17 protein-coding genes are annotated in these 18,298 nt (G+C 70.9%); 7 read left to right on the top strand and 10 right to left on the bottom strand.

Annotated features, from left to right (window positions below; translation table 11 throughout):
* Nucleotides 1–2: 2 nt before the first annotated feature.
* Nucleotides 3–782 (bottom strand): MlaE family ABC transporter permease, encoded by a 780-nt coding sequence (locus tag ABGI63_RS04535; protein ID WP_349741258.1) that lies wholly within the window; start codon nucleotides 780–782, stop codon nucleotides 3–5.
* A gap of 56 nt (nucleotides 783–838) precedes the next feature.
* Here ABGI63_RS04535 and ABGI63_RS04540 point away from each other — a divergent pair, with 56 nt between their 5' ends.
* From ABGI63_RS04540 to ABGI63_RS04565, 6 genes are read left to right on the top strand one after another with little or no spacing between them, the layout of a single operon-like run.
* The gene (locus tag ABGI63_RS04540; protein ID WP_349741259.1) at nucleotides 839–1,114 is read left to right on the top strand and encodes a putative signal transducing protein; all 276 of its coding nucleotides are present in this window, start codon (nucleotides 839–841) and stop codon (nucleotides 1,112–1,114) included.
* Nucleotides 1,111–1,578 (top strand): GNAT family N-acetyltransferase, encoded by a 468-nt coding sequence (locus ABGI63_RS04545; protein WP_349741260.1) that lies wholly within the window; start codon nucleotides 1,111–1,113, stop codon nucleotides 1,576–1,578. The genes ABGI63_RS04540 and ABGI63_RS04545 overlap by 4 nt, the downstream gene beginning before the upstream one ends.
* A gap of 40 nt (nucleotides 1,579–1,618) precedes the next feature.
* Nucleotides 1,619–2,251, top strand: coding sequence for a LysE family translocator (locus tag ABGI63_RS04550; protein WP_349741261.1), 633 nt, complete (start codon nucleotides 1,619–1,621; stop codon nucleotides 2,249–2,251).
* A gap of 10 nt (nucleotides 2,252–2,261) precedes the next feature.
* A complete protein-coding gene (locus tag ABGI63_RS04555; RefSeq protein ID WP_349741262.1) occupies nucleotides 2,262–2,591 on the top strand; it encodes a DnaJ family domain-containing protein in 330 nt (109 codons plus the stop codon).
* Entirely contained in the window at nucleotides 2,591–3,115 is a 525-nt protein-coding gene (locus ABGI63_RS04560) for a DUF2939 domain-containing protein (protein WP_349741263.1), read from the top strand. Before ABGI63_RS04555 ends, ABGI63_RS04560 begins: the two co-directional genes overlap by 1 nt.
* A gap of 28 nt (nucleotides 3,116–3,143) precedes the next feature.
* The gene (locus ABGI63_RS04565; protein WP_432767373.1) at nucleotides 3,144–3,584 is read left to right on the top strand and encodes a DsrE family protein; all 441 of its coding nucleotides are present in this window, start codon (nucleotides 3,144–3,146) and stop codon (nucleotides 3,582–3,584) included.
* 22 nt (nucleotides 3,585–3,606) lie between these two features.
* Here ABGI63_RS04565 and gshA read toward each other — a convergent pair whose 3' ends face one another.
* Together gshA and ABGI63_RS04575 are read right to left on the bottom strand one after the other, a co-directional pair.
* Nucleotides 3,607–5,133: a glutamate--cysteine ligase gene (gshA, locus tag ABGI63_RS04570; RefSeq protein ID WP_349741264.1), complete on the bottom strand. Its 1,527-nt coding sequence runs from the start codon at nucleotides 5,131–5,133 to the stop codon at nucleotides 3,607–3,609.
* A gap of 58 nt (nucleotides 5,134–5,191) precedes the next feature.
* The gene (locus tag ABGI63_RS04575) at nucleotides 5,192–6,130 is read right to left on the bottom strand and encodes an MBL fold metallo-hydrolase (protein ID WP_349741265.1); all 939 of its coding nucleotides are present in this window, start codon (nucleotides 6,128–6,130) and stop codon (nucleotides 5,192–5,194) included.
* Between the two features lie 60 nt (nucleotides 6,131–6,190).
* On the opposite strand from ABGI63_RS04575, the gene ABGI63_RS04580 reads away from it, so the two are divergent.
* Entirely contained in the window at nucleotides 6,191–8,767 is a 2,577-nt protein-coding gene (locus tag ABGI63_RS04580) for a hybrid sensor histidine kinase/response regulator (RefSeq protein WP_349741266.1), read from the top strand.
* On the opposite strand, the gene ABGI63_RS04585 is transcribed toward ABGI63_RS04580, so the two are convergent.
* From ABGI63_RS04585 to ABGI63_RS04615, 7 genes are all read right to left on the bottom strand, one after another.
* Nucleotides 8,756–9,202, bottom strand: a complete 447-nt coding sequence (locus tag ABGI63_RS04585; RefSeq protein WP_349741267.1) for a VOC family protein — start codon at nucleotides 9,200–9,202, stop codon at nucleotides 8,756–8,758. The two genes, ABGI63_RS04580 and ABGI63_RS04585, sit on opposite strands and share 12 nt — an antisense overlap.
* Before the next feature lie 73 nt (nucleotides 9,203–9,275).
* Nucleotides 9,276–10,106 carry a helix-turn-helix domain-containing protein gene (locus ABGI63_RS04590; protein ID WP_349741268.1) on the bottom strand — a complete coding sequence of 277 codons (831 nt, stop codon included), beginning with the start codon at nucleotides 10,104–10,106 and terminating at the stop codon, nucleotides 9,276–9,278.
* Between the two features lie 54 nt (nucleotides 10,107–10,160).
* The gene (locus ABGI63_RS04595) at nucleotides 10,161–11,822 is read right to left on the bottom strand and encodes a SulP family inorganic anion transporter (RefSeq protein WP_349741269.1); all 1,662 of its coding nucleotides are present in this window, start codon (nucleotides 11,820–11,822) and stop codon (nucleotides 10,161–10,163) included.
* Nucleotides 11,822–12,832 (bottom strand): Bug family tripartite tricarboxylate transporter substrate binding protein, encoded by a 1,011-nt coding sequence (locus ABGI63_RS04600; RefSeq protein WP_349741270.1) that lies wholly within the window; start codon nucleotides 12,830–12,832, stop codon nucleotides 11,822–11,824. Before ABGI63_RS04600 ends, ABGI63_RS04595 begins: the two co-directional genes overlap by 1 nt.
* Nucleotides 12,833–12,898: 66 nt before the next feature.
* Nucleotides 12,899–14,893 carry a diguanylate cyclase domain-containing protein gene (locus ABGI63_RS04605; RefSeq protein WP_349741271.1) on the bottom strand — a complete coding sequence of 665 codons (1,995 nt, stop codon included), beginning with the start codon at nucleotides 14,891–14,893 and terminating at the stop codon, nucleotides 12,899–12,901.
* Nucleotides 14,890–16,959 carry a diguanylate cyclase gene (locus tag ABGI63_RS04610; protein WP_349741272.1) on the bottom strand — a complete coding sequence of 690 codons (2,070 nt, stop codon included), beginning with the start codon at nucleotides 16,957–16,959 and terminating at the stop codon, nucleotides 14,890–14,892. Before ABGI63_RS04610 ends, ABGI63_RS04605 begins: the two co-directional genes overlap by 4 nt.
* A 249-nt stretch (nucleotides 16,960–17,208) precedes the next feature.
* Nucleotides 17,209–18,102, bottom strand: a complete 894-nt coding sequence (locus ABGI63_RS04615; protein ID WP_349741273.1) for an alpha/beta hydrolase — start codon at nucleotides 18,100–18,102, stop codon at nucleotides 17,209–17,211.
* Between the last annotated feature and the right edge of the window lie 196 nt (nucleotides 18,103–18,298).

Here is an 18,298-nt window from a genome sequence, read left to right on the forward strand (position 1 = left end):
GCTCAATAGTAGTTGCCCACCAGGGACAGCAGCTCGATCAGCAGCACCACGGCCAGCAGCCGCGCCAGCCGGGCGATGTCGGCGCGGCCGGCCAGGCTTTCCTCGCGGGCCAGCGGCACCATCGGGATGATGGCCACGGCCAGGCTCAGCAGCAGGGTCTTGAGGCCGAAGATCAGCACGATCACCGGACTGAACACCTGGCCGACGGTGCGGGTGAAGCCCTCGACACCCCAGCTGCTGAAGCCGTAGACGGCCAGATAGCTGAGCACCAGCGTGATGAAGCTGCTCAAGAGGGTCAGCGTGATCGCGGCGAACACGCCGGCCAGCGCGCGCGGCAGCACCTCGTCGCGCAGCGGGTCGAGGCCGCGCGCCAGCGCCGCCTTGTGCAGGCCCTGCAGGCGCTGGCGGCGCACCTGCTCGGCGGCCGGCAGCGTGTAGCGCACGGCGGTGAACAGCGCGGCCGACAGCGGGATCAGCTCCAGCACCAGGGTGCGCACCAGCACGTCCAGCGCATAGCGGCTCAGCCCATAGCTCAGCGCGGTGGCCAGCACGATGCGGATGACGATCTGCGCGGCGACCGCCGAGGCGATCGCAAAGCCCGGCAGCAGCGGCGCGGTGGCCAGGTACAGGCTGCGCAGTATCAGCCGGCGCTGCGAGCGGCGGTAGCTGGACGGCGCCAGCGCCAGCACCAGCAGGCGCGCGCCGAAATGCAGCAGCCGGCCCCAGCTGGCGAGCCAGGCCCAGAGGGTTTGCAGCGGCGCGATGCGTGCGGTGTCGAGCATGGTGTCCAGTCTATTGTGCGTGCTGGCCAGACCGGGCTGGGGTAAGCTGGCTCGCCATGAGCCGTATCACCTTGCGCCAGCTGGACAGTGCCATCGAGGGCCACCTCTTGCTGGGCCTGTTGCGGCAGCAGGGGCTGGAGGCCTGGCTGCTGGGCGAGCATCTGCTGGGCGGGGTCGGCGAGCTGCCGGCCTGCGGCCTGCTGCGCCTGGTGGTGGACGAGGCCGACCGGGCCGGCGCCGAGGCCGTGCTGCAGGACTGGGATGCAGCGACGCCGCTGCCCGACGAGTCGCAGCCCGATGTCAGCCATGGCCAGGGACTGCGGCCCGCATGAGCTTCGAGATACTGCCTCTGTACCAGCGCCCCGGGCTGATCGAGCCGGTGGCGCGGCTGATCTATGAGGAGTTCTGGCGCGAGGTCGAGGGGGGCTACAGCGTGGCCGATCTGGTTGCCCATCTGCGCGGCGCCACCAATCCCGACCGCATCCCGCTGAGCCTGATCGCCATCGAGGACGGCCAGTTGCTGGGCACCATCAATCTGATCGAGAACGACGACGCGAAGCGCGCCCATCTGCGGCCCTGGCTGGCGGCCATGGTGGTCAGCCAGGGCCGGCGCGGCGAGGGCATAGGCAGCGCGCTGGTGCGCGCCCTGCTTGCCGAGGCGCAGCGCCTGGGCCTGCCCCGGCTCTATTTCGGCACCGACGGGCCGGGCTTTTACGCCCGGCTGGGTGCGCAGCTGCACGAGCAGGTGCGGGACGACTTCTGCATCATGCGTTTCGAGCTGGGCGAGCGGCCATGACCATCGTCCGGCCTTGCCGCAGGGCTTACAGTCGCTCATCATGCTCGGCACCCAAGACCTGACCCTGTTCATCATTTCCGGCCTGCTGCTGAATATCGCACCCGGCCCGGACTCCATCCTGATCATGACGCGCAGCGCCACCCAGGGCTGGCGCGCCGGCTCGGCGGCGGCGCTGGGCATAGGCGCCGGCACCTGTGTCCATGTGCTGGCGGCGGCGCTGGGCCTGTCGGCGCTGCTGGCGGCGTCGAGCTGGGCCTTCACCGTGATCAAGTGGGTGGGTGCGGCCTATCTGGTCTGGATCGGGCTGCAGATGCTGCTGAGCCGCCAGCAGGCCGGCCCGGCCGCGCCAGCGCTCACCCCGCCTCTGCCCTATCGCAAGATCTTCGCCCAGGGATTCCTGACCAATGTGCTGAACCCCAAGGTGGCGCTGTTCTTCCTGGCCTTTGTGCCGCAGTTCATCGCACCGGAGGCGCCGCACAAGGCCCTGGCCTTCATCCTGCTGGGCGCGATCTTCAATCTCAACGGCATGCTGTGGTGCCACTTCCTGGCGGTCTCGACCGCGCTGGCCAGCCGGCGCCTGCGCCTCGGCGCCGGGCCGGCGCGCTGGCTGAACCGCGGCATTGGTGCGCTGTTCCTGTCTTTTGGCATCAAGCTGGCCCTGTCGGAAAGGTAGGTGGTTCGCGATGACGCTCGATGAAGAAATCGCCCGCAAGCTGCGCGAGGCCGCCGCCTCCGGCGAGCTGGCCGCGGCCGAGGGCTATGGCCGGCCGTTCGACGAGGATGAGGGCTGGCACGCGACGCCCGAGGCGCTGCGCATGCCCTTCAAGATCCTGAAGAACGCCGGTTATGCACCGCCCGAGGTCGAGCTCTTCCATGAGCGGGCGCGGCTGCGCGCCGCCGTCGAGCTGGCGACCGATGCGGACGAGCGTCAGCGTCTGCAGCAGGCACTCAGCGCGCTGGAGCAGTCGCTGGCGCTGCGGCTGGAATCGTTGCGCGTCAACGCCAGCCTGTGATGCGGCGCCGGCACCAGCTGAGCCTTGCGGCCGCCCTGCTGGCCGGCCTGTGCTTCTACGCCACGCCTTATCTGGCCCTGCACCAGATCCGCAGCGCGGCGGCGACGCAGGATGCCGCCAAGCTGGCCGGCTATGTCGATTTCCCGGCGCTGCGCCAGAGCCTGAAGACCGGCATGCAGGCACGCCTGATCGGCGCCGAGCGCAATGAGCGGGGTGAACCGACCCCGGCCAATGTGATGGGCGCGGCGGTGGCCGGCGCGCTGCTGGGCCCGATGGTGGACAGCCTGATCACGCCCGAAAGCCTGGCCCGTGTGCTGCAAGGCCAGCAGCCGGCGGCCGCCGTCACCGGCATCGGGTCCGAGCCGGCGCCGGCCGATGCGCTGCAGACCCGCATGGGCTACGAGAGCGCCGACCGCTTTGTCTTCAGCGTCAAGAAACAGGGCGAAAACGAGGATCCGGTCGACCTGGTGCTCCGGCGTGACGGCCTGCTGCGCTGGAAGCTGGCCGAGCTGCGCCTGCCTTGATGCCCGATTCACTGATGGAGAGACCGCGATGAACACCCGAAGAACCGCCCTGCTGGCCGGCCTGGCGCTGGCCATGTCCCTGCCTGTCATCGCCCAGACCGCCGCTGCGGGCGACAAGGTCGTCTATCACATCGACAACGCGGCCCTCCAGGCCACCAAGGGCCTGCGCAATATCCGCAACCATCTGGACGTGGCACCCGACACCCGCATCGTCGTCGTGACCCATGCCGAGGGCGTCGACTTCCTGCTGGAAGGCGCCAAGGACAAGAACAACCCGAATATCGACTACGCGCCCCTGGTCTCGGCCCTGGTGGCGCGCGGCGTCAAGTTCGAGGTCTGCGAGATCACCTTGAAGAACCGCAACCTCGACAAGAAGGCCTTCGTGATGGACGCCGAGTTCACGCCTTCCGGCGTGGTACGAGCGGCGCGGCTGCAGACGCGCGAGGGCTATGCCTATCTGAAGCCCTGAGAGATCGCCCGCCTGCGGGCCTTCAGACGAACAGGCTTTGCGGCGCCAGATAGCGCTGGCGATAGCTCTCGAAGTCCATCACGTCGGCGGCCTCGATGCGGCGCTGCTCGGCCACCGAGGCCTCGGCCATCGCGGCGAAGCGCTGCTGCAGCTCGGGGCCGAAGGGCAGGGCCAGCAGGGCCTGGCGGGTCTGCTCGGACTGGGCGCGGATGAAGGCCACATGGCTGTCGCCGAAGTCCTGCGCCATCGCGGCCAGCACCCGGGCCGAGGGGCTGCGCTCGGGCTGGGCCAGGGTCAGGCGGGCATCGGCCAGCGCGGCCTGGTAGGCCCCTCCGCCATGGGCTGCATCGAGGGCCGCCGCAAGCGGCGCGCAGCCGTCCAGCAGCTCGGCGCCCCAGTCGGCCAGCGTGATCTCGGCGCCGCCGCGGGCCAGGCGCAGGCCCGGCTCGCGGCCGCGGGCGGCGGTCAGGTGCTGGTTGTTGGCCAGCGCGGCGATCTCGTCGGGGCTGTCCGGCGGGCTGTCGGTCTGCAGGCAGTGCAGGAGGAAGATGTCGAGGAAACGCATGGTCTGGGCATTGATGCCCAGCGGCTCGAAGGGGTCGAGGTCCATGCAGCGCACCTCGACGTACTCGACGCCGCGCTCGCGCAGCGCGTGCAGCGGGCGTTCGCCGGAGCGGATCACGCGCTTGGGGCGTATCGTGCCGTAGAACTCGTTCTCGATCTGCAGCAGCGTGGGGCTGAGCTGGTTGTAGTCGCCGCCGACGCCGCGCACCCCCAGCTTTTCATAGGCTGGATAGGGGCGGGTCAGCGCCTCCTGCAGCGAAGCCGCATAGCTCTCCAGGCTGTTGTAGCTGACCGAGAGCGAGGCCTGAGCATCGCTCTGGTAGCCCAGCCGGCCCATGCGCAGCGAGGTGCCGTGGGGCATGTGATAGGTGTGCGTGCCGAGCGGATGCAGCTCGTGCGCGCGGCCTTCGACAAAGCTCGAACACAGGGCCGGCGAGGCGCCGAACAGATAGAGCAGCAGGAAGGAGTGGCGGCGGAAATTGCGGATCAGGCCGAAATACTGCTCGGTCGTGACGCCCGGCAGCGACCAGTTGTAGTGGATGCCCGAGATGGTCTGCATGCGCCGGCCGTAGCGCTGGCCCAGGCCCATGCGGTAGACGCTCTTGGCGCGGCCGACATTGGAATGGCCGTAGCGACCCAGCGGGATGGTCTCATCGGTCGGCAGGCCGCAGGGCATGGAGCCGACCCACAGCCGCTCCTGGCCCTCGGCCTGCAGCACCTGGTAGACCGACTGGTGGACCTCGCGCAGCTCGGTCAGCGCGGCCTCGACATCGGCATGCACGCCGGTGATGAGTTCCAGCTGCGATTCGCTGAAATCGGTGGTGATGTGGGGGTGGGTCAGGGCCGAACCCAGCGCCAGCGGGTGCGGGGTCAGGGCCAGGCGGCCATCGGGCAGCGCGCGCAGGCTTTCCTTTTCGATACCGCGTCGAATGCCTTGTAGTTGTGCGGCCGCAGGTGGCTGCGGCCTGTTTTTGGTCTCGCTCATGCGACGGTCCCCTTGTTCTAGCGAGCGCGGAAGTTAACAGAAGCGCGTGACCGGCGCTTTAGTCCTTCTCCTGCTCCATCAGCAGATAGGTGTTATAGGCGTTCATGCGGTTGGCCAGCTTGAACAGCGGCAAGGCCTCGTAGCGCGACCAGTCGGTGGCAGCATAGACCTCATCGAAAGGCGTCATCTCGCGCGCCGCCCGGCCCATGGTGGCGCGCAGATAGGCCAGGTAGTCGCGGGTCAGCAGCAGGTCCTGCAAGGCCTCGCCCGACTGGGTGGAGGCCGGGCCGTGGCCCGGCACGATGACGGCGGCCGGGCGGGTCAGCAGGCGATCCAGCGAGGCCACCCAGCGCCGGCTGTCGGCCTGGCCGACAAAGGGGATGCGGCCGCGGAACACCAGGTCACCGGCGAACAGCAGCTTGTCGGCCGGCAGCCAGACGCTCAGGTCTTCCGGCGTGTGGGCCGGTCCGACCGGGATCAGCTGGATCTCCAGCCCGCCCAGGCTCAGCCGGGTTTCGCGGTCCACCCACTGGTCGGCCGCCACCAGCGTGGTGCCGGGCTCGACCAGGCCCTCGGCGATGCTGGCCTGCAGGCGCTGGGCGGCGGTCTCGCTGTTCAGGTATTCGCGTGCTGCCTGGTGGGCGATGATGCGCGCCCCGGCCTTCTTGAACTCCTGCAGGCCGTAGATGTGGTCGGCGTGGTAGTGGGTCAGGATCACATGGCTCAGCGGCTTGGGGCTGAGCGTCTTGATGACCTGCAGCAGCTCGCGCGCCAGCGCCGGCGAGCCCAGCGCGTCGACCAGCACCAGGCTGTCGGCGGTCTCGATCAGGCCGGCGTTGGAGATGTTGTTGCGGTTCTCGCGGCTGCCGGCGGCCGACAGGCCCTCGAACATCCAGACATGGGGCGAGAGGCGCTGCGGCGGCGCGGCCTGGGCTGGCGCGGCGCCGATCAGCAGGGCCAGGGCCAGCAGCGGGGCAGCAAAAGAGTGCGGTGACATGGGCCTGGAGCGTAGCAGGCCCGGCCTCGCTACACTCGGACGCAGCACAATCGACGGCCCATGATGGAAGCGTTCTGGCGTCAGGCAAGACAAGCGGCGCTGCGCGTCTGGCGACAGGATGCGGCGGCGCTGCGCTGCGAGCCCAATGCGGCGGCGCTGCAATGGGCCCGGGGCCTGGACGCGTCCGACCCGGCCTGGCTGGCGCTGGCGCAGGCGGTGCTGCAAGCCCCCGACGACGCTGTGCGGCCCTGGCGGCTCGGCAGCGCGGACTTCGAGGGTCAGGCCTTGCTGGTCGAGGACGGCGCGCTGCTGTGGTGGCAGGCGGCGGCCCTCGATCCGGGACTGGCGCAGGCCGTGCAGCTGGCCGGGCTGTCGATCTGGCGGCTCGACCCGCAGACCCAGCGCATCAGCTACGACCCCTATGGCGCCGGCCCCACCGGCATGCCCTCGCCGCAGGAAGGTGTCGCGCTGGACCTGGTGCGCGAGCGCATCCATCCCGATGACCGGGAGGCGGTGCGGCGCGCGGCGGTGGCCGCGCTGGAGGGCCAGGCGCGCGTCGATACGCTGGCCCGCTACCGCCAGGATGATGGCCGCTGGTGCCCGGTGCTGACCCGCCGGGTCGCCCAGCGCGACGCCGCCGGCCGGGTGCTGGGCCTGCTGGGCGTCTCGCTCGATCTCAGCGTGCTGGTCGCGGAGCGCGAACGCATGGTCTCGGCGGCTGAGGCGGCGGGTCTGGGGCTGTGGAGCCTGCATGGCAATGACGGCCGGCCCGAGTGGAATCTGCCGATGTACCTCATCCACCACTGTGATCCGACGAAACCGCCGCCCAGCCAGGCCTTCTGGTGGGCCCACCATGTGCACCCGCTGGACCGCGAGCGCCTGAAGCGCGAGTATCGCGAGGCCGAGATCCAGGGCCAGATCAGCCATCAGAGCGAGTTCCGCGTGCTGACGCCCGAGGGCCGGGTGCGCTGGGTCCACAGCTGGACCCGGCACGAGCTGCGCGATGGCCGGCACACCGCCTATGGCCTGCATCTGGATGTGACCGACCGGCGCGGCGTCGAGTTCGAGCTGCAGCAGGAGCGCGAGCGCACGCTGTTCGCGCTCGGCGCGGCCGGCGTTGGCGTCTGGCACCGCGTCGACGCGCAGCACAGCTACTGGAGCGAGACCATGTACCGGCTGCGCGGCCTCGATCCCGCCGACCCGCGCCCTATCGATCAGCTGGCCGAGCTGTGCCTGCATCCGGAGGACCGCGCCGCCTGGGCCGAGATCTCGGGCCGCTACAAGCGCGGTGACAGCGAGGCGGTGCTGGAATGGGAGTTCCGCGTGGTCTGGCCCGATGGCTCGGTGCACTGGCTGGTCAGCCGTGGCCGTACCGTGCGCGATGAGCAGGGCCGGCCGAGCTACCGCACCGGCATCAATGTCGATGTGACCGGGCGGCACCAGGCCCAGGCCCTGCTGCTGGAGAGCCAGCGCCTGGAACAGCTCAAGCGCACCCAGTCCGAGTTCCTGGCCCGGGTCAGCCATGAGCTGCGCACGCCGCTGAACGCGGTGCTCGGCTTCGCCCAGCTGCTGGCCTATGACGCCAGCGAGCCGCTGAGCGAGCGTCAGAGCGAGCGCCTGGCCCGCATCGATGCGGCCGGCCGCCATCTGCTGGCCCTGATCGACGATGTGCTGGACCTGGCCCGCATCGATGTCGAGCAGCAGCCGCTGGCCGACGAGCCGGTGTCGCTGCAGGCGCTGGTCCAGCAGGCGCTGGAATGGGTGGCCGCGCCGGCCCAGGCCGCCGGCATCGCGCTGCGCCTGGCCGAGCCGCAGCTGCCCGGCCGGGTGCGGGCCGATCGCCGCCGGCTCGGCCAGGTGGCGATCAATCTGCTGACCAATGCGATCAAGTACAACCGCGCCCAGGGTTGGGTCGAGGTCGGCACGCTGGCGCGCGGCCGGTCCGAAGGCGGCGACGGGCCAGCGCAATGGGCGCTGGTGGTGCGCGACAGTGGGCGCGGCCTGGCACCGGACGTGCGCCAGCGCATCTTCGAGCCCTTCAACCGGCTGGGTGCCGAACTCGAGGGCATCGCCGGCACCGGCATCGGCCTGACCATCGTGCGCCAGCTGACCGAGCGCATGGGCGGCCAGATCGAGCTGCTCAGCGAGCCCGGGGTCGGCAGCGAGTTCCGCATCTGGCTGCCGGCCGACCAGGAGGGCACGCGCCCGGCGCCGCTGGACGAGCTGCCGCCGCTGATGGCGCCGCCGCCGACGCATGCCGTGGCGGGCGCACGCCTGAAGCTGCTGTGCATCGAGGACAACCCGACCAATCTGCAGCTGGTGCGCGAGCTGCTGGCGCTGCGTCCGGCGGTGGCGCTGAGCACGGCCGACACCGGCCGTGCCGGCATCGCGCTGGCCTTGCAGCTGCGCCCCGATGTGATCTTGCTGGACATGCAGCTGCCCGATCTGCACGGCAGCGAGGTCTTGCGCGCGCTGCGTCGCTCGCCGGCCCTGAGCGCCTGCCGGGTGATCGCGCTGTCGGCCAATGCGATGCCGGCCGATATCGAGGCCGCGCGCGCCCAGGGCTTCGACGACTACTGGACCAAGCCGATCGAGCTGGCGCGCTTTCTGCGCGGCATCGATGCCCTACTGGCCTGAGCCGAACAGCGCGTCATAGCGGCGCTGCATCTCCTGAGGCGTGACGTCCTCCAGATGATGGCCGATATTCCACAAATGGCCGAAGGGGTCGCGCACGGTGCCCGAGCGCTCGCCATAGAACTCGTCCTGGGCCGGCCTGATCAGCGTGGCGCCGGCCTCGATGGCGCGCGCGATCAGCGCATCGCAGTCGTCGACATGCAGATGGATCGAGAACGAGGTGCCACCTATCGTCTCGGGGCCGACACAGCCGATCTCCGGGTACTCGTCCGAGAACATGATCACATGGCCGCCGAAGTCCAGCTCCACATGGCCGACGCGGCCGCCGGGCTCGGTCAGGCGAAACAGCTCGGTGGCGCCGAAGGCGCGGCGGTAGAACGCGATGGCCTGCGCGGCATTGCGCACGCGCAGCTGGGCAAAGACTTCCTTGACGCTCATGAACTCGCTCCTCGGTTGATCTGAGGCGCCACCTTAACGCGCCGCTTCGTCGCCGGCTTGAAGGAATTTGACCTCAGGTCCGCAGGCTCGCCGGCGGCATCGGCACATGATTGATCTGCACCGGCGCGATGCGGCGGTAGGCGCTCGGCGTCAGTCCGGCAATGCCGCTGAATTCCCGGCTCATATGGGCCTGGTCGCTGTAGCCGGCGTCCAGCGCCAGCTCGGCCAGCGGCCGCGCGGGACCGGCCGCCATCGCCGTCAGCAGGGTCTGGAAGCGCTGCACCCGGCAGAAGGCCTTGGGCGTCAGCCCGACGGCGGCGCCGAACAGCGCATTGAAATGGCGGTGGCTGAAGCCGCTGGCCTGCACCACCGCGTCGACGCGCTGCCCTCGGGCAAAGGCCGCCAATGCAAAAGCGAGCGCAGCCGGCAGTGCCGGTCGCGGCGTCGCCAGCCGCGCCAGCAGCGCCGCCTCGAACAGATCCAACGCCCGCAGCGGCGCGGCCTCGGCCGCCAGCCGCTGGCGCAATGCCTCGGCCGTGCTGCCCCACAGCTGGTCCAGCGGCGTGTGGCGATGGGCCAGCGCCAGCGCCGGCACGCCCAAGAGCCACTGGCTGGCGCCCGGCCGCAGCTGGGCACCGACCGAGCGGCCGGGCGCGGCGCCGGCGCGCACATAAAGGCGCTCCCGGGCGCCACCGACGATGCACAAACCCAGCTCCTGGGCGGCGCTGTCGAACAGCCGCAGCGGCGGGCCGGACAGGCGCAGCACCAGGCTCATCGCGCCGGTGGGCAGGGTGTGCTCGCGCGCCACCGCCGGCGCGGCGCCGCCGTCGCTGACCCAGAGCTTCTCGACGACGGCGCGCAGCGGCGGCGTGATCGACAAGCCTTCACGAAGAATCATCGACATGGCGGATAGCCTCGGCTGTCCTTGCATTGAAGCCCCGATTCTCGGGGAGTTCGGCTATCGAGGCGAACCGACCGCATCCCCAGCCAACATCCCCTGATGATGGCTCAGGAACACCTGGCCGGCGAACCAGTCCTGCCAGCCGCTGCGGCGCAGCCGGTCGAGCACCGGGCCCTTGACCTCGCTGAGGTCGAGACGGATGCCCTGGCGGCGCAGGGCCTCGTGCAGCTCGCGCAGGGCTTCCAGGCCGCTGAAGTCGATGCCGTTGACCGGTGACATCTGCAGCACGACGCGGCCGGTCGGCTCGCCCTGCTGGGCCAGATAGCTCTGCACCACCTCGGTCAGGCTGCGCGCGTTGGTGAACAGCAGGCTTTCGTCGATGCGCAGGCCCAGCACACCGGGCAGGCATTCGACCGCATGGCGGTCGACATTGCGGTAGTGCTCGGTGCCGGGAACCCGGCCGATCAGGGCCACATGGGGGCGCGCGGTGCGCTGCAGTAGCAGCGCGATCGAGCCCAGCACGCCGATGCCCAGCGCCGCCGCGACGCTCCACAGCAGCACCAGCGCGCTGACGCTCAGCATCAGCAGCGCCTCGGGCCAGGCATAGCGCCAGGCCTCGCGGTAGGGCGAGAGCTTGAGCCCGGACAGCACCGCGACGATGATGGTCGCGGCCAGCACCGCCTTGGGCAGCTGGGCCAGCGGCTCGGCCAGCAGCAGCATGGCCAGCCCCATCACGCCGGCGATGAAGACCCCGGTCATGCGGCTGCGGCTGCCGGCGTCATACATCAGCACGCTGCGCGAGAAGCTGGCCGCCACCGGCATGCCGCCGCTCAGCGCGGCGGCGATGTTGGCGCCGGCCAGGCCGCGCAGCTCGCGCCGCGCATCGATGCGCTGGCCGGCGCGCCGGCCCAGCGACTCGGCCACCACCAGGCTGGACACATAGCCGACCAGGGCCACCAGCAAGGCGCCCGGCAGCATGGCCAGCCAGAGCGCGCCGTCCAGGCGCGGCAGGCTGAAGTGCAGGCGCAGCGGCGGCAGCTGGCCGACCAGCGGCACGCCGCGCGACAGCGCATCCGAGCCATGGGCCAGGGCCATCGCGGCCAGCAGTATCAGCAGCGGCGCGAGCCGGCCCGGCAGACCCTTGAGCCAGCGCCGCGCTGCCAGCAGCAGGGCCAGCGCGAGCAGGCCGTAGAGCGCGCTGAGGCCATGCCAGGCGAAGCCGCTGCGCCAGGCGCTCTGCAGCAGGGCCGGCAGTTCGAAACCCTTGGCCGGGCTGCCCAGCAGCACCGGCAGCTGGCTGGCCGCAATCGACAAGGTGGCGCCGGTCTCGAAGCCGTGCAACACCGGCACGCTCAGCAGCGCGGCCAGCGCATCGAGGCGCAGCGCGGCGGCCAGCGCCAGGATCAGCCCGACCTCGGCGGCCAGCACCAGGGCCGCCTCGCTGGGGCTGACGCCGGCCGGCGCCTGGCCCAGGGTCTGGGCAATCATCAGCGCCAGCACCGCCACCGGGCCGAGGCCCAGATGGGCGCTGGAGCCGAAGGCCGCATAGAGCAGCAGCGGCAGCAGGCTGGCATACAGCCCGACCTGGGGCGGCAGGCCGGCCAGCATCGCGTAGGCGATGCTTTGCGGGATCAGCAACACGCTGACGACCAGGGCCGCCAGCAGATCGTCGCGCAGGAGTTGCCGGCGGTAGTCCTGCCAGCGCTGCCACAGATGCATCAGTCGACCTTGGCGCCCGAGACCTTGACCACCTGGGCCCACTTCTTGGTCTCGCTCTGGATCAGCGCGGCGAACTCGCTGCTGGGCATGCCGCTGGCGATCGCGCCCTGGCTGGCCAGGCGCTCCTTGATGGCCGGGGAGGCCAGGGCCTTGGCGGTCTCGCGCTGCAGCAGCTGCACCTGGGCGGCGGGCATGCTGCTGGGCGCCAGCAGGCCGAACCAGGAGCTGGCCTCATAGCCCTTCAGCGCCGGGCCGCCGGCCTCCTCGATGGTGGGCAGCTCGGGCAGGGCCTCGCTGCGCTTGGCACTGGTGACGGCAATCGCCTTGAGCTTGCCGGCCTTGATCTGCGGCAGCGACGAGGGCAGGTTGTCGAACATCAGGTCGGTGTTGCCGCCCATCAGGTCCATCAGCGCCGGGCCCGAGCCGCGGTAGGGGAAGTGCAGCATGAAGCTGCCGGTCATGCTCTTGAACAGCTCGCCGGCCAGATGGATGGAGGTGCCGTTGCCGCTGGAGGCCATGTTCAGTTTGCCGGGATTGGCCTTGGCGACCTTGATCAGGTCCTGCACCGAGTTGATGCCCAGCGCCTGGGCCTTGGCCGGGTTCAGCACCAGCACATTGGGCACGGCCGCGACCAGGGTGATGGGCGCGAAGTCCTTCACCGGGTCATAAGGCAGCTTGGGATAGAGCGACTGGTTGATGCCGTGGGTGCCCACCGTGCCCATCAGGATGGTGTGGCCGTCGGTGGCGCGGGCCACTTCGGCCGCGCCGGTGTTGCCGCCGGCACCGGGCTTGTTTTCGATCAAGACCGGCTGACCCAGGGCCTTCTGCAGCTCGGGCGCCAGCGCGCGGGCCAGGATGTCGGTGGTGCCGCCAGCCGCGAAGGGCACGACGATGCGCAGCGGCTTGCTGGGCCAGGTGCCTTGGGTCGGGGCCTGGGCCTGGGACAGGGCGGGCAGCAGCAGGGCGACGGCCGCGACGAGCAGCGTGCGACGGGTCAGGTCTTGCGTCATGGGGTGTCTCCGTTGTTGTTCGAGGTCGGGGCCAAGTATGCGGCAAGCCCGCCGGGCCGCGAGCGATCAGCGCCCGGCCGGGCCGGTGGTGTGGCGCAGGCTGACCTTTTGCGCCGAGCAGGCGGCATCGAAGTCGGCCTCGATCTGCTGCAGCGCGCTCACGTCGGCGGCCTCGACGCCGGCGATGCCGACCGCGCGGTTGCGGCCCTGGGCCTTGGCGGTGTAGAGCGCCATATCGGCCCAGTTGACCGCCTGCTCCCAGTCCAGCGCCAGCCGGCCGGGCGGCAGCGGGAAGCGCGCATGGCCGATCGAGACCGTGACGCGCAGCGGCCCGGCCTCGGTGGCGACCGGCTCGGTGCCGACGCTGAACAGGATGCGCTCGGCCAGCAGCTGTAACTGGTCCTGCGCGACCTCGGGCGCATAGACCAGAAACTCCTCGCCGCCCCAGCGCACCACCAGGTCCTCGTGGCGCACCGCCTGCGAGATGCGCCGCGCGACCTCGCAGATCACGATGTCGCCGGCCGCATGGCCGTGGCGGTCATTGACATGCTTGAAGTGGTCGATATCGACCATCAGCAGCGCACCCTCGAACTGGTGCTGGGCGCGCTGCGCCATCACGGCCAGGAAATGGCGCCGGTTGGCCAGATCGGTCAGCGGGTCGCGCTCGCTTTGCGCGCGCAGCAGCAGCTGGTTGGCCTTGAGCCGCTTGTTGGCGGCCTGCACACGCTTGAGCATCACGCCGGCCAGCAGCAGCGACAGGGCCAGCAGCGTGCCAACCGCGAGGCCGACCCGCTGGGCCAGATCGCGGTTGGCGAGCTGCTGGTCCTTCAGGGTCTTGTCGCGCGTCAGCAGATCAAGATCGCGCTGGGCGCGGTCGCTGTCGTACTTGAGCCTGAGCTCCTGCAGCTGGGCCTCGCGGTTGCGGGCCTGGATCATCGCGCTGAGCGCACGCTCGGTGTGGAAGGCCGCGATGGCCTCGCGCGGCTGGCCGGCCGTTGCCCAGGCCTCGCCGATCTCGCGCAGCTGGGTGGCGCGGCGTGCCGGCTCGGTCTGGCCGTCGGTCAGGGCCTGGGCGCGCGCCAGCTCGCGCCGTGCCGCGTCGAACTGGCGCAGCAGAATCATCGACACCGCCATGTTGTGGCGCAAGGTGCGCTCGATGCGCAGGTCCTTGTGGCGCAGCAGCACCGGCAGGGCCTGGCGGGCCAGCGCCAGCGCCACCGCCGGCCGGCCGTTGTGCATGTGCAGATCGGTCAGATTGGTCTGGACCTGGGCCACCAGCCGCGGCGACTCGGCCTGCTGGGCGAAGGCCAGCGCCTCCTCGTAGGCGCGCAGCTGGCCGGGCTTGTCACCGCGCCGCACCGCGATGCGGGCCTCGGTGATCTTGGTGCGTGCCATCGCCAGCGCATCGTCGCCGGCGCGCTCCAGTGCCGCAGCCAGCCAGCGGCGGGCCTCGTCGCCCTGCTCCAGCTCCTGGCTCAGCAGCGCCAGCGCGCCCATGCTGATGGCGCTCAGATAGCTGTCGCCGCCGGCCTCGGCCAGCGCCAGCGCATAGCGCAAGGTGCCGGCGGCCTGGGCCAGCGCGCCTTGGGCCGCCTGGTCGCGTTCGATGATGCGCAGCGCCGCCCAGGCACTGCGGAAGTCGCAGCCGCGCGCGATGCTGGCGGCCTCGGCGCCGCGCTCGCAGCGCCGCTCCAGCCCGCGCAGAGCCTGCTGCGCCGTCTCGGTGGCCAGGCTGTTGAGGCCATCGCGCGCGGCCAGCTGGGCGCTCAGCACGGCGGCACGATCACGCGTCTTCTCCGCCGCGGCCAGGCGCTCGACGAGCTTGCGGGCGGCACCGGTGTCGCCGCCCTGCACCAGGATCTGGCCCTCGGCCATCGCCAGCTGGTCCTGGGCCAGCGCCTGATGCGGAGCCAGTTCGCGCAGCGAGCGCAGCGCGGCCTCGGGCCGGTCATAGGCCATCAGCACCAGACGGGCCAGCTGGGCATCGAGCGTGCGGTCGATCTCGGCCAGCGCCGGGGCCATGACCAGGCTCAGCAAGAAGGCAAGGGCGAGCCGTCTCATGAGACGCCCTGGCCCGACGGGCCCTGCAGCGCGACCAGGCCGACCCGGCCCTCCTGCCAGGCGGCTTCCATGCGGGTGGACAGCCGGCCCAGCTCGACCTCGTCCTGCGCGTCGATATGCAGCACGCCATAGGCCTTGTTGCGGCCATGGGCCTTGGCCAGATACATCACGGTGTCGACCAGATCGATGGCGCGTTCCCAGCTCAGCGCCAGGCCATGCGGCGCGACTGGGAAGCTGGCAAAGCCGATCGAGGCGCTGATGCCGATCTGCCGCTCGCCATGGGTCACCGGCGGCGCGCCGATCAGGTCCAGCAGGCGCTGGGCCAGCACCTGGGCGTCGACCGCGTCGCGCGGCGGCACGACGATCAGAAACTCCTCGCCGCCCCAGCGCACCACCAGATCATCTTCGCGCAGCGCAGCGCGCAGGCGCTGCGCGACCTCGATCAGCACGCTGTCGCCGGCGGCATGGCCCCATTGGTCGTTGATGCGCTTGAAGTGGTCGATGTCGATCAGATAGACGGTGCCGGCCAGCTTGCCGCTGTCGGCCAGGCGCTTGATGGCCGATTGGAAATGGCGCCGATTGGCCAGCCCGGTCAGCGGGTCGCGCTCGCTCTGGATCTTCAGATGCTCGTTGCTGCTGGCCAGCGCCAGATTGGTGCGGCGGATGCGCTGGTAGGCCAGGCCCAGCAGGGTGGCCGACAGCACCACGCAGCCGGCCAGCGCGGCCCACAGCTTGAGCTCCAGATCGCGGGCGCGGATCTGCTCGGCCTTCAGGCTGTTGTCACGGTTCAGCAGCTCGATGTCGCGGGCGCGCCGCTCGGCATCGAAGCGCTCTTGCTCCTCCAGCACGGTCTTGCGGGTGTCGTCGCGCAGCACCTGGTCGATGATGCGGCGGTACTGATGGTGGGCCTCGATGGCACCGGTCCAATCGGCCGCCTGTTCCAGATACTGGCCCAGCTCCTTCCAGCCGTCGGCGGCATAGGCCAGCGCGCCCTGCTGTTCGTCCAGCGTGATGGCCTGGCGCACATGGATCTGCCCCTCGGCGACCCGCTTCAGGCCGATCTTGGCGATGCCCAGATTGTGCAGCGCGACGATCTCGGCATTCAGGTTCTGCGCCCGCCGCGCCAGCGGCAGCGCCTGCTCGGCCAGCTCCAGCGCACGCGCGTAGTCGCCCAGGCGCAGATAGTGGTCGGCATAGTTGGCCAGACCCAGCGCCTGCATGCCCTCGGCCTTGGCCTCGCGTGCGTAGTTCAGCGCCTCGGTCCAGGCCTGGCGGGTCACGCTGCCATCGCGGTCTTCGGCATGCAGGATGCCCTTGACCGTCATCACGCTGCTCATCAGCACCGGGTCGGGGTCGAGCTGGGCCGCGCGCACGGCCTCGGCATGGATCTGCTTGGCGCGATCGACCTGCTGGGCGCGGTGGTAGGTGCGGGCCAGCTCGTTCAGGCCGGCCGCACGGCGCCAGTGAGCCCCCAGGCCTTCGGCCTGGCGCACCGCAGCCAGCGCAGCGGCCAGCGCCTCTTCCATCTGGCCGCGGTCGCTCTGCACCGTGGCCAGGGTCGCATAGGCGCGCAGCAGCACGCGCGGTGAGCGCGGTGCCTGGCCTTGCTGCTCCAGCGGGGCCAGGGCCTTCAGCGCCTCGCGCAGATCGCCCTTGTTCTGATGAAACTGGGCCAGCATCGCGGCCGCCGCCAGCTCGGCCGAGGGGCGGTCGGCCTCGACCGGCCAATGGCGCAGCTGGCTCAGCAGCTCATCGACGCGCGCGCGGTCGCGCATCTGGCCGGCCGTCAGCCCGCGCAGGCTGAGTACCTCCAGGCGCTCGGCGCTGCCCGGCGCGGTGCGGGCCTGCAGGGTCTGCAGGATTTGCTCCTGCTGCTGGGGCCGGCCCCGGCTGAGGCGTTCGCTCTGCTCGATCTCCTGCCACAGCGCCTCGTCACGCTGGCCGGTCGGCGCGCTGCGGCCCTCCTGCCCGCCCGGCTGGCAGCCAAGCAGCGGCGCGGCCAAGGCCAGGCACAGGGCCAGGACGCGGCCGCGCGGCATCCAGGACGCGGGGCAAACCATGCTCATTACCAGGCCTATCGGCGCATTCGCGGGCAGCTTGAGAACGGGCAGGACTCAGGCGGTCGCGCGGCCGCGTGCCTGGGGACGCGACCCGGCACGGCGGGTGCCACAAGGCCGGGCCTGAATCTGGTGCGGGCTCATCATGGTGGCGCGGAAGCTCTCTCTTGCTGCTTGTGGCGCCAGTGTAGGGATGCGGCCGGCCCGCCAGACCTGGGGCCGGCCCTAGGCCCGGGCGGAGTTGCGCAGTTTGCACGCTTAGCCCAGATGGGTACAGACCGCCGCCAGCGTCGCCGCGTCGGCCAGCAGGCGGCGGTGCCCCAGGCCGCTGCTGACCTGCAGCCGGGCCTGGGGCAGGGCCGCCGCCAGTGCCTGGGCTGCGGCCAGCGGTGCGGCGCGGTCCTCGCTGTCGTGCAGCAGCAAGGTCGGCTGTGTCAGCCGCGCGCCCAGCCAGGCCGGCTCGAAAATCTCCAGGCCCTGCCCGCCCGACAGCGCTTCCAGCCGTTGCCGCATCAGCGCCTGCACGGCGCGGCCCAGGCCGAAGCTGCCGCCGAACCAGCCCAGCACCTGGCGTGGTGGCGCCGAGGCCGCCAGCAGCACCAGGCGCTCGGCCGCCAGCCCGCCGGCCAGCGCCTGGCTGGCGGCCAGGGCACCCAGCGAATGGGCGACCACGCCGCGCAACGGGCCGAAGTGCTGGCCGGCCGCCCGCAGCGCACGCACAAACTCCGGCAGATGGCTTTGCCGACCGCTGCTGCGACCATGGGCCGGCAGGTCCAGCAGCAGCGGGTCCAGGCCGGCGCGCCATAGCGCCTCGCCCAGCGGCCGCATCTGCTGGGCATCGCCGGCCCAGCCGTGGACCAGCAGCACGCGCGGCCGCGCACTGCCCGGTGCCGCAGCGTCCCGGCGCTGCCAGGCGACCAGGCGCCGGTCCTCGAAAAGCCAGGGCAGCGGCTGCCATTCGGGCGGTACCGGCCGCCGCCGTGCCGCCTGCTTGGTGGGCATCGGCGTGATGAAGAACTGGTAGGCCAGGCCGGCCGCCAGGCGCGGGCTGAGCCGCTGCAGCAGCTCCAGTGCGCCGCGCAGCAGGCGCTGGCCGCCACCGGCGGCATAGAACAGCGCGGCCGGGTTGGGGGGCAGGGTCTTGTCGCTCATCGTGCTTACTCCGGAAAAATGAAGTCGCGGTTGTCGTTCGGTACGGCGCGCCAGAGCCGGCGCAGGCCCAGCCAGGCACGCCAGGCCAGCAGCGCCACCGGAATCAGCAAAAGCAGCTCAATCATCAAAGCCTCCTGGCGGGTGAATGCGCCGATGTTTTTCGCACGATCGTGCGAAATTGGCGCGTGGGGTGAAG

Origin of the sequence: Roseateles cavernae (assembly GCF_040187885.1) — a bacterium.
Lineage (GTDB): Bacteria > Pseudomonadota > Gammaproteobacteria > Burkholderiales > Burkholderiaceae_C > Roseateles_E > Roseateles_E cavernae.